This window comes from Catelliglobosispora koreensis DSM 44566 (genome assembly GCF_000379685.1).
Classification (GTDB): domain Bacteria; phylum Actinomycetota; class Actinomycetes; order Mycobacteriales; family Micromonosporaceae; genus Catelliglobosispora; species Catelliglobosispora koreensis.
In genome coordinates this window covers 562,276-574,823 of the sequence record NZ_KB903249.1, presented here as the reverse complement: position 1 = coordinate 574,823, position 12,548 = coordinate 562,276, and the positions used below count along the sequence as shown (strand labels likewise).

The following is a 12,548-nucleotide window of genomic DNA, read 5'->3' as shown; positions in this document are numbered from 1 at the left end:
CAGTCCGCAACCGTCTATATAGGACGCATGCCCGGCTAGTCCAATTGGAAGAGACACCGCGTTTAGGCCGCGGAGGTTGTGGGTTCGAATCCCTCGCCGGGTACACAGTACAAATGCCGACGTAGCTCAGTGGTTAGAGCGCTCGCCTGTCGAGCGAGATGTCGAGGGTTCGATTCCCTTCGCCGGCGCGCACATTGTGGAGAGGTGGCCGAGTGGCCTAAGGCGCTGCCCTGCTAAGGCAGAACGGACTTTCCGTCCCGGGTTCGAATCCCGGCTTCTCCGCCAATCCCGTCGCGGCCGAAGTGGTTGAGGCGCCTCGCTGATAACGAGGAGACAGAAGGTTCAACTCCTTCCGACGGGACCATGCCCCCATAGCTCAGCGGATGAGAGCACTTGATTACGAATCAAGGGGTCGCAAGTTCGAATCTTGCTGGGGGCACGCAGTAACAAAATGTGGAGGGTGGCGCCATGGTGGCGAAACGGTCTTGAAAACCGTGCCCGGTGACACCGGAAGGTTCGACTCCTTCACCCTCCTCTATTGGGCCGCTAGCTCAGTTGGTAGCAGCATCCGACTCTTAATCGGAGGGTCCTCGGTTCGAGTCCGAGGCGGCCCACTTGCGGGTGTGGTGGAGTAGAACCACGTCGGGCTCATATCCCGAAGGCGCCGTGCAAATCGGACACCCGCCACTAATGTTCTGGTAGCTCAGTTGGCAGAGCGTCGTCTTGACATGGCGAAGGCCGCTGGTTCGAACCCGGCCCAGAACACTTGCGCGTTCGGCTATCGGTTAGGCCGCTTGGTTTTCACCAAGGAAAGAGGGGTTCGACTCCCCTACGCGCGACTATTCCGGTGTAGCTCAACTGGTTGAGCAGGCCCCTGTTAAGGGCAAGGTTCCTGGTTCGAGTCCAGGCATCGGAGCGCAGGCAACGCCCGTATAGCTCAGCGGAACGAGCGCCGGTCTTACAAACCGGATGTCCCAGGTTCGATCCCTGGTGCGGGCACGGTGATTATGGTGTACGGGTTGTGCACGCCGGATTGTGGCTCCGGAGGTCGCGGGTTCGACTCCCCGTGATTACCCCAAGCGGGTGCGCCGACGTGGGAGAGTCGGGCCTGGCTGTAACCCAGGTGCTTTGTGCTCAGGGGGTTCGAATCCCTTCGCCCGCACATCTTTTCAATGCCTTCGTAGCTCAGCGGAGTAGAGCGCCAGATTCCGAATCTGGAGGTCGCTGGTTCGATCCCAGCCGGGGGTACGCATGGTTCCGTGTCCGAGTGGTTAAGGAGCTGGTCTGCAAAACCAGTGTTCGCCGGTTCGAATCCGGCCGAGACCTCGATTGCTGTCCGCTGTGGACATTCTTCCGCAGGCGAGCGTTGGCGCTCAGTTGCTCCTCATAAGGGCGGCCTGCCCGGATCGTCACCGGGGCCTGCGACAAGGAGGGCCGAGCCGCTGGCTGGGATCTCCGGCGCACTGTCCGGTGCGAAGCTGAGCGGTTACTTCATTTGGGTTGAAACAAGACCGCACTGGCGTTACGGATCTCGGACGGTGCACCAAATGGCACGTTCCCGGTGTGATGCCGGCGGTTACTTCTTGGTTGATGGCTTGCAAAGCCTTGCGGTTTCGACACCGCGAGACCGGCGGCGGTGCTGTCCTCGGGAACGCTTCAAATTGAATATTGCACTTCCCTGGTGCGACTTTGATCTCAGGGAGCAGATGGCTGATGAAGGGTGCCCGGTGCGTAGGCCGCGGATACTTCGAATCCTAATCGAGAGGTCGCAGGTTCGACTCCTGCCGTCCCCACTCTCGGGGGCGTAGCTCAGAGGCAGAGCACTATGTGCCGCGACCGACTTGTTCTCGGGCACCTTTCAGTCGTCGCTCTCTCCACATTGGAGGGTTTTATAAGATGAGCAAGTTCAACAAGGTACGCGCGAAGGTTGCCGCGCTTTCTCCTATCGTGACTGGACGTTTGGCGAAGGGGCGCACTCACGAGGGTGCGCCGGGTTATGTTCGCGATGCTAAGGGAGAGCTGTTCTTGCTGGCTGTGTCGAACATGTCTGGTGAGGCGTCGTTCTATGAGTCCGCGTCGCAGCGGGACAGTCGTTTCGCTGAACTGGTGCATGAGGTGGCGCTTGCCGATCCACAGTGGATGGCCGCGTTTTTGCCGTGGTTGCGTGATGGGGCCAACATGCGCTCGGCCGCTCTTGTTGGTGCGCTTGAGGCGGCTAAGGCGATGCTCGCGGTGGGGATGAGCGGGGGCCGCCAGTTGGTGGCTTCGGTGTTGCAGCGGGCGGATGAGCCGGGTGAGGCGTTGGCCTACTGGACGGCGAACTATGGGCGGGCTATTCCTAAGCCGGTCAAGCGTGGGATCGCTGATGCGGTGGCGCGTTTGTACACCGAGTTTGGCTTGCTCAAGTATGACTCTGCGGCCAAGGGCTTCCGGTTCGCTGACGTGATTGATCTCGTGCACCCGACTCCGGGCGCGTTGTGGCAGAGCGATGTGTTCAAGGTGGCGTTGGAGCGGCGGCATCAGCGGGCGGATCTGTCGTTGGCGGGGTTGCCGATGCTGGTCGCTAACGGGGCGCTTCGGGAGGCGGCGCAGAGGGATCCGGCTGTGTTGCTGGATGCGGATGCGCTCAGGGCGGCTGGGATGACGTGGGAGGACGTGCTGTCGCTTGCTGGGTCCACGGTGGACAAGGCGAGGTTGTGGCAGGCGTTGATTCCGTCGATGGGTTACATGGCGCTGTTGCGTAACCTGCGTAACTTCGATGAGGCTGGCGTGTCCGATGGTGTCTCGGCGAAGGTCGCGGCTCGTTTGTCGAACCCGGCGCAGGTGGCGCGGTCGCGGCAGTTTCCGTTCCGGTTCCTTGCCGCTTACGAGCAGGCGCCGTCGCTTCGCTGGGGTCACGCTCTGGACAAGGCTTTGCGGGCGTCGCTGGTGAACCTGCCGGCTCTTGGCGGGCGCACGCTGATCCTGGTTGATACGTCGGCGTCGATGACGCAGCGTGCGTTTTCGGCGCGGTCGACGATGACTCCGGCTAAGGCGGCTGCTGTGTTCGGGGTGGCGTTGGCGGCCAAGGGCGAGAAGGTTGATCTGCACGGGTTCGCTGACGGTGTTTTCCGGCACGAGGTGGCTGTGGGCGGGTCGGTGCTCAAGGAGGTTGACCGGTTCGTGGCGCGGACGGGCGAGGTGGGTCATGGGACGCAGATCGCTGGTTCGCTGCGCGCTTCGTACCGTCGGCATGATCGGGTGGTGATCATTTCGGACATGCAGACGGTGGACCGCGGTGTATCTGAGGCGGTGCCGGCGAGTGTGCCGGTTTATGGCTTCAATCTCGGCGGCTACCGTGCGGCTGCCTACGCCACGGGTTCAGGCAACCGGCACGAGTTCGGCGGCCTGACGGACGCGACGTTCCGGATGATCCCGCTCTTGGAAGCGGGCAGGAACGCCAGCTGGCCGTGGGTGGCATAGCGACGTGATGGGGGCCTGAAGGCCCCCATCACTGATTCCGGCAAACGTCTGCGCCTTGTTGTCTGGTTATTTAGCATATGAGATCGGAGTCAGTTTTCGTAGCATTCCTCATGTAAACGGAAGTTTGGGTACCGCATGACCGTGGTTGAGGGCCTGGCAGGTCTCGATGAGGGGGTGACTTCTCCTTCGCCTGCCAGCCGCATGCATCAGGTGTTCGAGGCCTCGTGCGACCGGGATCCGGCGGCGATAGCGCTCGAATGCGCCGGTGAGCCGATCACTTATGTGGAACTCGACGTCCAGGCGAACCGGCTCGCTCATCATCTGCGTGGCCTCGGGATAGGCGACGGCTCCCGCGTGGCCATCCTGCTGCACCGCGCTGTGGCGACGTATGTCGCGCTACTGGGGATCGGCAAGGCTGGGGCGGCGTTCGTGCCGATCGATCCCGAGTCCCCGCCGGACCGTGTCGCCTACATAACCGGCGACTCCCAAGTGGACCTTCTGATCACGACGTCGGACTTGGCCGCGGAGCTGCCCGAGCTGAACGCGCCAGTTATCGCCCTCGATCAGTGTTCCGCCGAGTTGGCCGCGCTGCCGGGCGAACGGCCCTCGATCTCAGGCGGCCTGGACGACCCCACCGCGTACATCATCTACACCTCCGGCTCCAGCGGCCGCCCGAAGGGCGTCGAGGTCGCGCAGTCGAGCATCTGCAACTTCCTGAGCATCGTGCCGGAAATCTATGACGTTCAGCCCAGTGATCGTGTGTATCAGGGGATGACGATCGCTTTCGACTTTTCGATTGAAGAGATCTGGCCAACGTGGGCGGTGGGCGCGACTTTGGTGGCAGGCCCGACCGACTCCAGACGGCTCGGTGCGGAACTGGCCGATTTCCTTGAGAGCGAAAACATCACCGTTTTGTACTGTGTGCCGACGCTGTTGGCGACCATCCCTCGTGATCTGCCGCTCGTGCGTAATCTGCTCGTGGGCGGTGAGGCGTGCCAAGGGCAGCTGGTCGAGCGGTGGAGCAAACCCGGCCGCAAGATTCTCAACACGTATGGGCCCACTGAGGCGACGGTTACCGCGATTTGGTGCGAGCTGTTGCCTGGGCGGCCGGTCGTCATTGGCCGTCCTTTGCCGACCTACTCCGTGGTGATCCTGGACGAACAGCGTCAGCTCGTGCCCGACGGTGAGGTTGGCGAGATTTGTATCGGCGGGCCAGGGGTGGCCCGTGGTTACGTCGGGCGCCCTGAGCTGACAGCTGACCGGTTCATTGAGCATGCGCTGGCTCCTCCGGGTGGAAAGCTTTACCGCACAGGGGATCTGGGGCGGCTCACCGCTGACGGTGAGATCGAGTATTTGGGCCGGGCCGATGCCGAGGTCAAAATCCGGGGCCACCGCGTCGATCTGGGCGAGATCGAGAGCGTGATCCTTGATGACCCGCAGGTGTCCAAGGCGGTTGTCGCGCTCATGCCGCGCCCTGATCTGCCTGATGCGCCACGTGAACTGTCGGCCTACTTGGTGCGCAAGGGCGACGGTGACGACGAGTTGTTGTTCGCGCGGCTTTCCGAGGCGCTGCGCAACCGTCTGCCCGCGTATATGGTTCCGTGCTATCTCGACATTGTCACCGAGTTGCCCACGATGCCCAGTGGCAAGATTGACCGTAACCGGCTTTGCGCTCCGAGCGGGCGGAGGCTACTCAGAACGAGCGGTCCTGTCGTACCCCCGGAAAATGTTTGGGAAGAAAAGGTTCTTGCCGTTTGGGCTGAGGCTTTCGGGATCGAGGAAGAGGCGCTGTCGGTTGAGGCGAATTTCTTCACTGATCTGAGTGGGCATTCGCTGCTGGCGGCCCGGGCGGTCTCGCTGTTGCGGGAAAGGCGACTGGGCGGGCAGCCGGCTTTGCGGGATATTTACCGTCATCCGACGGTGCGGCAACTCGCCGCTCACTTCGCCGCCACAGCTGATAAGCCCGAGACGGCTGCCGCGCCTCGCCCGCAGCCGCTGCGTCACGACAGCCGCCGCATCGCACGGGCTGGAGCCGGGCAGGCGATAGTGATTTATCTGCTGGCGCTTATCGTCACGTTGCCGGTGTCCTATGTGTACACGTGGAATGACGGTGACGTTTCCGTTGGCGTGCTTGCCGAGCTGATGACGGCGATCCTGATTAGCTATCTGTTCGTGCGCTGGGTCGTGCCGCTGCTGTTGGTGAGGCCGCTTGCGGCGGGCATCCGTCCGGGCAAATATCCGTTGTGGGGCTTAACCTATGTGCGGATCTGGGCGGTGAACCTGTTGCTGACCGTCGGGCCGCTGCCCGTGTTCAGCGGATCGCCTTTGATGGCAACGTATTTGCGGCTGCTTGGCGCGAAGGTGGGTCGGCGCACGTCGATCGCGACGAGTGCGATCAGTTTGCCGTCCATGCTGGAGGTGGGTGCGGACGCTTCGATCGGCTACGGTGCCTCGCTTCGCCCCTGGCGGGTGGAGGACGGCTGGGTGCACGTCGGCCGGATTACGGTCGGCGCGGGCGCTTTCGTCGGTGCCAACGCCGTGCTGGAGCCGGGTGCCACGATCGGTGTGGGTGCGGCGCTCGGTGAGCAGTCGGTGCTCGGTCACGGTGAAACGGTGCCAGATGGCGCCCGCTGGTCGGGTTCGCCGCCAAGCCCGGCAACGGAACTGTCGCCCGTAGTGGAAAGCATGCTCACCTCACGCGGGCAGTTGCGCGGCTGGCGGCTGCGGCACGTCACGGCAGCGTTGCTTAGCCTTGTGGGCCTGGAGATTGTCGCGATCGGAATGATCCTGCCCAGTGTCGCGCTCGTGTGGTGGGCGCTGCTGACGTGGGGTGTCCTCGCCGGCCTGATCGCCACGTTGCTAGCCGGCCCGGTCTATATCGTCACGGTCTGCGCGGTGGTCGCGATCGGGAAACGTATGGTTCTCCCCCACGCACCCGTCGGCATCCATCCCGTGCGCTCAGGTGTGGGTGTGCGTAAATGGATTACCGACAAGCTGTTTGAGTTCAGCCTGACGTTCACGAATTCGCTTTACTCCACGTTGTACACCGTGCCGTGGCTCAGACTGCTCGGCGCGCGGGTCGGCCGGGGTGCTGAGGTGTCGACCGCCGCTCATCTCGATCCCGACCTTCTCATCCTTGGCCCGGAAAGCTTTGTGGCCGACATGGCCAGCGTGGGTGCCGCGACGTATGCCAACGGCAGGGTCGCGTTCCTTCCCACCGAGGTCGGCAGCCGCGCCTTTGTTGGCAACGCGGCTGTCGTGCCGGCCGGAACCAAACTGGGCGACGGATCCCTTGTGGGCGTGGGCACGTTGCCACCGGCCGGTGTGCCCGCGGGCACTTCTTGGCTCGGGTCGCCGGCGATGCACCTTCCCGTGCGGCAAAGCAGCGGTTCGTTTTCCGAGGCGCAAACCTTCCGCCCGGCGCGTAAAGCGGTGGCACAGCGGCTTTTCATCGAGTTCTTCCGCGTCACTTTGCCTGCGTCGCTGCTGGGTGTCTCGTTCTATTTGTATCTGCTCGTGCTGTCGTCAATAGTGCGCGGGCGCGATCTGCTGCTGCCAGCTTTCGTCTCGCCGCTTGTCGCCATGGCGACGGGTGTTGCCGTGATCGCCTGTTGCGCGGCGATCAAACGCAACGTCGCCGGAACGTATCGTCCCCGTGTCGAACCGTTGTGGAGCCCGTTTGTCAGGCGCACCGAGTTTGTCACGGGCATGTATGAAGCCGCCGCGGTTCCGGCCGGTGCGGGTTTGCTTACCGGGACTCCTTTCCTGCCACCGGTTCTGCGCTGGTTCGGGGCGAAAGTCGGGCGGCGGACGTGGATTGGCACCACCTATCTCACCGAGTTCGACCTCGTGGTGATTGGCGATGACGCCGCCGTGGGTGTCGAAGTGTCGCTGCAGACCCACCTGTTCGAGGACCGCGTCATGAAGATGTCTGTGGTCACGATCGGGTCAGGCGCCGCCGTTGGCACCCGCGCCATCGTGCTTTACGACGCCGTTGTCGGTGACGATGTCGCGCTCAGTTCCCTTTCCCTGGTGATGAAGGGAGAACACCTCATCGCTGGTACGAGGTGGCGCGGCATCCCGGCACAAGGCCTGGCCTGACATCCGGCGAAGGAGGACAGCGCATGAACGCAAGGCCTGTGGCACTGGTCTATCGGGGACCGGCCTCGTTGCCCGGATGTCCCGAGGCGGTCGCGGAGCTTCTGCGATCTAGCTTGTGCGGCTTTGAGGTCCACTACGTCGGTCCGCGTGAGAAGACGCCACTGTCGGATGCGGCCCTTGCCGGGGCGGCGGTCTATGCCCAGCCTGGCGGCGATTCGCTCAAACGCGGCTACCGCCACATGCGCCGTCATCGCGATTCGATTCGCAAGTTCGTCCACTCTGGAGGCCGGTATCTCGGTTTCTGTCTTGGCGGCTATCTCGCTGGCGCGACACCGGGTTTCGCGCTGCTGCCCGGAGACACCGACCAGTACATCGCCTCGCCCCGGGCGACAATCGACTCAGAGGACAACACACTGGTGCGCCTTCGGTGGCGGGGTCAGGAGCGCGTTCTGTTCTTTCAAGACGGGCCGTATTTCTGGGTGCGCCCGGAAGCCTCGGTGGCCGTCATGGCGACCTATCCGAACGGCACCATCGCCGCCATGGTTTCCGGCTTCGGCTCCGGCCGTGTCGGCGTGGTCGGACCGCATCCAGAAGCGACACAAGACTGGTACACCGACGCCGGCTTGCGCATGACCGGAAGCCTTGGCGCTGACCTCGGGCACGACCTCGTGGAAACGGTGATGACGTCATGACCGAGCACAGGCTCATCGGTGTTGACGCCGCCCGTGGCGCCGCGCTGCTCGGGGTCATCGCCGTGCACGCGTTGCACGAGTCGCACCGCGATGGCAGCCCGACGTGGTCGTTCTCGCTTTTCGCGGGACGGTCAGCGGCGCTTTTCGCTGTGCTAGCCGGGGTGGGTATCGCCTTGATGACGGGCCGTCAGCGGGTGCCGCTGGCAGCTGGGCGGGCGAGCGCCGCTGGGCTGGCCGCAAGAGCGCTCGCGATTGGAGGTTTCGGGCTGGCATTGGGATATGCCAACGCTTCCCTAGGTGCGGTGATCCTGCCCTATCTCGCGGTGATGTTCCTGCTGGCGATTCCGCTCGTCTTCCTTCCCACTCGGATCATCGCGGTTCTCAGCGTTTTGATCGCCGTCGGGATGCCCGTGCTCGGTCACGTTTGGCGGCCACGGCTGCCCGTCCCGGACTTGCTGAACCCGACCATCGGCTCGCTTATCGACGATCCGCTGGGGCTGTTGTCGGAGCTGTCGCTCACGGGCGAATATCCGGCGCTGCCGTGGATGGCGTACCTGTGTGCCGGGCTCGTGATCGGCCGGCTGGACCTGACGCGCCAGCGGGTCGCGATCGCCTTGACCGCGGTTGGAGCGGTGCTGGCCACAGCGTCAGCGTATGTTTCGTCCTATCTGGACCCCTTCGCCGGAGCGCACATTTGGCCAGCGCAGCCGGGCAGCTATCTCACCGGTCCAGAGACCGCCGAGTTGCTGATCCTCGGCGGCGACGGCACGACACCGGCGTCCACGTGGTGGTGGCTGGCCATTGACGCCCCGCACACCGGGACACCGTTTGATCTGATGGGCACCACGGGTGTCGCGATCGGGGTGCTCGGGGTCATGCTGCTAGCTAGCAAGATGCGGTTCATGTCCGCGCTTTTGGCGCCGCTGGCCGCCGCGGGCAGCATGACGCTGACGCTGTATGCGGCGCACATCATGTTCATCAACTCCGACTACGACACCTACAGCGCGGCGACTGGCTGTCTGGTGCAGATCGGTGCCGCGCTGTTGACCGGGCTGGCGTGGCGGGCGACGATCGGGCGCGGACCGCTGGAAGCGATCACGACCACGGTGGCCGCCCGCGCCCGCCGCTATGCCACGCGGCAGCCCGATCCTCAACCAGCACAAGGATCTTCACCAGCTTTAGGGTCGCTCACGTCAATCCACTGATTGGCGCATATCCATGTATCGATTTTTGTCTTAGCTTCTGCGCATAGGTAAGTCTCTTATCCCCACGGAGGCACCATGAGCCAGCAAACCCCACCCCAGCAAGGCATCGGGCATACCCGCCGGCTTCTGCTCAAACTGCTCGGCGTCGGCGGCATCACCGGCGCGGGGGCGTTGTCCGCCGGTGCGCTAGCTCTTGCCGAGCCAGCAGTCGCGGCGACGTCTAAGCCCACAGGCGTGTTCAGTTATGTCGCGGCCAAGAACGTCGACGCTGTCGTCTCGTTCATGCGCGCCGCGTTCGGGGCGACCCAGACGCTGCGCTTGACCGACAGCGGCGGGGCCTATCACGCCACCGTCAGTGTTGGCGGCGGCGAGATGTACATCGGCCGCGAGGACGCGAGCAAGACGTTCCTGGCCGCTTCCACCCTAGGCGGTGCAAGCACTTTCCCCATCATCATGGTGGCCAGTGCCGATGCCGCTTTCGACCGGGCCGTTGCCGCCGGAGCCACCATCCAGCAGCCACCGACCACCATGCCTTTTGGCCGGCGCCTCGCCTGCGTCGTGGACCCCTTCGGTCAGCCTTGGCAGCTCAACGAAGCGCTGACGGCCGTCCCGACAGCGAGCGCCACCGTCGTCCCCGTCTGACCGGCAACACCACGCACCGATCCACAAGCCGGTTCCCGCGCCCGGGAACCGGCCTTCCGCCTGTCTCGTATTTCGTCGTCTCTACTTGTATCTGGAGAACACAGTAGATAGCGTCGATGCGATGCACGCTCCGCTTCATAGGAGGTATGCGTGAGCAGCCCAGCACAGACGGATCAAACGGCAGCCGCGCGGCCACGGATCCAGGCGGTCGATCTGGCCAGCTCAGACGATCCCTACCCGCACTACACCGCTCTGCGCGAGCAAGGCCCGGTGGTGCGCGGAGAGTTCGGCCAATGGCTCATCGTTCGCCATGAAGCGGTTTCGGCGTTGCTGCGCGACCCCCGCCTGGCGAGCCACTTTCCGCCCGACTTCATTCGCCTGACGCTAGGCCACGGGCCAGCCTCGACCTTCCCGGGCCGCATCGTGCTGACCGCCGACCCACCGAGTCACACCGCCGTGCGGCGTTTCGTCGGCAAAGCCCTGGGCACCCCAGTGATCCGGGCCATGACCGGCAGCGTCCAGGCACTAGTGGATCAAATGCTCACGCCCGCGATGGATTCAGGCCGCCTCGATATCGCGGCCGAGCTCGCCGTGCCGTTGCCAGTGGCCGTGATTTGCCGCCTCATCGGGGTGCCTGACGAGGACCGTGACCATGTGGTGCCACGCGTCATCGACCTGGCGAAAGTGTTCGACGCGGCCAACCTGGGCCCAGGCGAACTAGATGAGGTCAACGAGGCTGTGGTGTGGCTGCGTCAATACATCGCCGATCTCCTGCTGAGCGCATCACCAGTACCAAATGGAAATCTCGCGCAGATGTATGCCGCTGAGCCGGCGGCCGAACGGATAGAGATCGACGAAATTGTCGATAATCTGCTCTTCCTCTTCCACGCCGGCTTTGAAACGACGATGGGCCTGATCTCCAACGGGTGTGCGGCCTTGCTGGCCTATCCTGACCAGATGGCGCTGCTGCGCAAGGATCCATCGCTCGTGCGCACCGCCGTCGACGAATTCCTGCGCTTTGACTCCCCTATTCAGAACGCCATCCGCGTCGCCCGCGAGCCAATCGAGATCGGCGGCATCAAGATTCGCACCGGGCGCTCGGTGATGTTGCTACTGGGCGCGGCCAACCGTGATCCAGCGGCCTTCGAACGCGCCGGCGAGCTGGACATCACCCGCTCCCCCAACCCGCACGTCGGCTTCGGCGGCGGACTGCATCACTGTCTCGGCACCGCCCTGGCACGCCTGATGGGCGAGCTGGTTTTCCAGACCCTCGCCGTGCGGTTCACGGCGATCGAACACGACGGCACCGCGACGCGGCGCAGGCACGGAAGCCTGCGCTCGTTTGAGCACCTGCCGCTATCTGTTTCCAGGTGACAAAACCGGGAGCGCACACCGCGCTCCCGGTCTGCAAAAACCTTTCAGTGGCGCGGCTTTGCCAGCTCCTGCAACAGCGCGGCCCGAATCGATGGCCGTGACCCGAACACGAGCAAGAACGTGGCCTCACGCACCAGCCGTTGCGCGTGCCCATCCATCAGCACAGCACGGCTGCCGTCGTGAACCGCCAGAGCGGTCGCCGCACGCATCGCCAGCTCCGAGCAGGCGGCCCTTGCCGCGGCAACATCCTGCGGGGCCGCGTTTCCGAGCTGTCGGCGCACACTGTCCAATTCGGACACCATGGCGCCGTCAGACAGCATGCTAATGGCCCGCCCTGCCACACCCAGCGCCAGCGAACCGTTGAAGCGCAGCATCTCCGGCTCCCGTTCCAGCCAGGCCGCATGCGGCACGAGACCGCTGACCCGCTCGGCTGGCACGAAGTGGTTATCAAAGCGGACCGTCACCGTGCGGCTGGACTGCACGGCCACCATCTGCAGCGGCTCAACGCTGAGCGTGGCGCCTTCCACCGCGTCGATCAAAGCGAAGACAAGCATGTCCTCGTCGTCGCGGGCGGCGGTGTAAAGCGTGTCGACCGAACCCCATCCGGTCACCCACGGCGCCTCGCCGCTAAAGACATATCCGCCATCAACCGCTTTGGCGCGCAGCACCGGCGGGCCAGGGCGCACCGCGGCGCCAATCGCCAGGCCGGCCCGGCGTTTGCCAGCGGCCAAGGCAGCCAGATAGTTCTCGCGAAGATGATCGTTGCCCGTGTTGGCCGTCGCCATCACCGCACTGTGGTGCTGCACCCAAACAAACGCTGTGGTGAGACAGCCTCCGGCGATCAACTCGACGACGGTGCGTGCGTCGGAGAAGTCACCCAAGTCGAGGGTGCCCAGCGGCGGTGGCGCGGCAAGGCTGTAGAAACCCTTTTCCGCCAATAGATTCAGGTGGCTCGCCGGGACAGCGCCGTCGGCGTCGACCGCCAGCGCCGCGGGGAAGAGCACCTCGTCGGCGATGCGCTGGGCCTCGCGCAACGAGGCGGAGGTGAAGGTGCCAGCGGTCATGAAGAACT

The 12,548-nt window shown here is 64.2% G+C and carries 7 protein-coding genes and 16 tRNA genes; 22 read left to right on the top strand and 1 reads right to left on the bottom strand.

Annotated features, from left to right (window positions below; genetic code table 11):
* The first annotated feature begins 29 nt into the window (after nucleotides 1–29).
* The 22 genes from A3E1_RS0102765 to A3E1_RS0102675 all read left to right on the top strand — a co-directional run bounded on the left by A3E1_RS0102765 (nucleotide 30) and on the right by A3E1_RS0102675 (nucleotide 11,476).
* Nucleotides 30–103, top strand: a tRNA-Leu gene (locus A3E1_RS0102765).
* A gap of 12 nt (nucleotides 104–115) precedes the next feature.
* A tRNA-Asp gene (locus tag A3E1_RS0102760) sits at nucleotides 116–188 on the top strand.
* A 10-nt stretch (nucleotides 189–198) separates the two neighbouring features.
* Nucleotides 199–285, top strand: a tRNA-Ser gene (locus A3E1_RS0102755).
* Between the two features lie 2 nt (nucleotides 286–287).
* Nucleotides 288–364: transfer RNA gene (locus A3E1_RS0102750), tRNA-Ile, on the top strand.
* Between the two features lies 1 nt (nucleotide 365).
* Nucleotides 366–439 (top strand) — tRNA-Arg (locus A3E1_RS0102745).
* 16 nt (nucleotides 440–455) lie between these two features.
* Nucleotides 456–535, top strand: a tRNA-Ser gene (locus A3E1_RS46860).
* 5 nt (nucleotides 536–540) lie between these two features.
* A tRNA-Lys gene (locus A3E1_RS0102740) sits at nucleotides 541–614 on the top strand.
* Between the two features lie 78 nt (nucleotides 615–692).
* A tRNA-Val gene (locus tag A3E1_RS0102735) sits at nucleotides 693–765 on the top strand.
* 2 nt (nucleotides 766–767) lie between these two features.
* A tRNA-OTHER gene (locus tag A3E1_RS46855) sits at nucleotides 768–839 on the top strand.
* Between the two features lie 4 nt (nucleotides 840–843).
* Nucleotides 844–916: transfer RNA gene (locus A3E1_RS0102730), tRNA-Asn, on the top strand.
* A 10-nt stretch (nucleotides 917–926) separates the two neighbouring features.
* A tRNA-Val gene (locus tag A3E1_RS0102725) sits at nucleotides 927–999 on the top strand.
* A gap of 2 nt (nucleotides 1,000–1,001) precedes the next feature.
* Nucleotides 1,002–1,078: transfer RNA gene (locus tag A3E1_RS0102720), tRNA-His, on the top strand.
* Nucleotide 1,079: 1 nt separating this feature from the next.
* Nucleotides 1,080–1,162, top strand: a tRNA-Tyr gene (locus A3E1_RS46850).
* 12 nt (nucleotides 1,163–1,174) lie between these two features.
* Nucleotides 1,175–1,248, top strand: a tRNA-Arg gene (locus tag A3E1_RS0102715).
* A gap of 5 nt (nucleotides 1,249–1,253) precedes the next feature.
* A tRNA-Cys gene (locus A3E1_RS0102710) sits at nucleotides 1,254–1,326 on the top strand.
* Nucleotides 1,327–1,726: 400 nt separating this feature from the next.
* Nucleotides 1,727–1,793 (top strand) — tRNA-Ser (locus A3E1_RS0102705).
* 103 nt (nucleotides 1,794–1,896) lie between these two features.
* Nucleotides 1,897–3,462, top strand: a complete 1,566-nt coding sequence (locus tag A3E1_RS0102700; protein WP_020519215.1) for a TROVE domain-containing protein — start codon at nucleotides 1,897–1,899, stop codon at nucleotides 3,460–3,462.
* Between the two features lie 135 nt (nucleotides 3,463–3,597).
* Entirely contained in the window at nucleotides 3,598–7,563 is a 3,966-nt protein-coding gene (locus A3E1_RS0102695) for a Pls/PosA family non-ribosomal peptide synthetase (protein WP_020519214.1), read from the top strand.
* 23 nt (nucleotides 7,564–7,586) lie between these two features.
* Complete coding sequence (locus tag A3E1_RS0102690) at nucleotides 7,587–8,255, top strand: BPL-N domain-containing protein (RefSeq protein WP_040390323.1); 669 nt, start codon at nucleotides 7,587–7,589, stop codon at nucleotides 8,253–8,255.
* Entirely contained in the window at nucleotides 8,252–9,460 is a 1,209-nt protein-coding gene (locus tag A3E1_RS38565) for a heparan-alpha-glucosaminide N-acetyltransferase domain-containing protein (protein WP_020519212.1), read from the top strand. Before A3E1_RS0102690 ends, A3E1_RS38565 begins: the two co-directional genes overlap by 4 nt.
* A gap of 75 nt (nucleotides 9,461–9,535) precedes the next feature.
* The gene (locus A3E1_RS44340; RefSeq protein WP_020519211.1) at nucleotides 9,536–10,102 is read left to right on the top strand and encodes a VOC family protein; all 567 of its coding nucleotides are present in this window, start codon (nucleotides 9,536–9,538) and stop codon (nucleotides 10,100–10,102) included.
* A 150-nt stretch (nucleotides 10,103–10,252) separates the two neighbouring features.
* On the top strand, nucleotides 10,253–11,476 hold the full coding sequence (locus A3E1_RS0102675) for a cytochrome P450 (RefSeq protein ID WP_020519210.1): 1,224 nt from the start codon (nucleotides 10,253–10,255) through the stop codon (nucleotides 11,474–11,476).
* A 44-nt stretch (nucleotides 11,477–11,520) separates the two neighbouring features.
* On the opposite strand, the gene A3E1_RS0102670 is transcribed toward A3E1_RS0102675, so the two are convergent.
* On the bottom strand, nucleotides 11,521–12,540 hold the full coding sequence (locus A3E1_RS0102670; protein ID WP_020519209.1) for an acyl-CoA dehydrogenase family protein: 1,020 nt from the start codon (nucleotides 12,538–12,540) through the stop codon (nucleotides 11,521–11,523).
* Nucleotides 12,541–12,548: the final 8 nt, after the last annotated feature.

Coding starts and splice junctions, on each gene's coding strand:
- A3E1_RS0102700 (WP_020519215.1), top strand. CDS start 1,897: ATGAGCAAGTTCAACAAGGTACGCGCGAAGGTTGCCGCGCTTTCTCCT.
- A3E1_RS0102695 (WP_020519214.1), top strand. CDS start 3,598: ATGACCGTGGTTGAGGGCCTGGCAGGTCTCGATGAGGGGGTGACTTCT.
- A3E1_RS0102690 (WP_040390323.1), top strand. CDS start 7,587: ATGAACGCAAGGCCTGTGGCACTGGTCTATCGGGGACCGGCCTCGTTG.
- A3E1_RS38565 (WP_020519212.1), top strand. CDS start 8,252: ATGACCGAGCACAGGCTCATCGGTGTTGACGCCGCCCGTGGCGCCGCG.
- A3E1_RS44340 (WP_020519211.1), top strand. CDS start 9,536: ATGAGCCAGCAAACCCCACCCCAGCAAGGCATCGGGCATACCCGCCGG.
- A3E1_RS0102670 (WP_020519209.1), bottom strand. CDS start 12,540: ATGACCGCTGGCACCTTCACCTCCGCCTCGTTGCGCGAGGCCCAGCGC.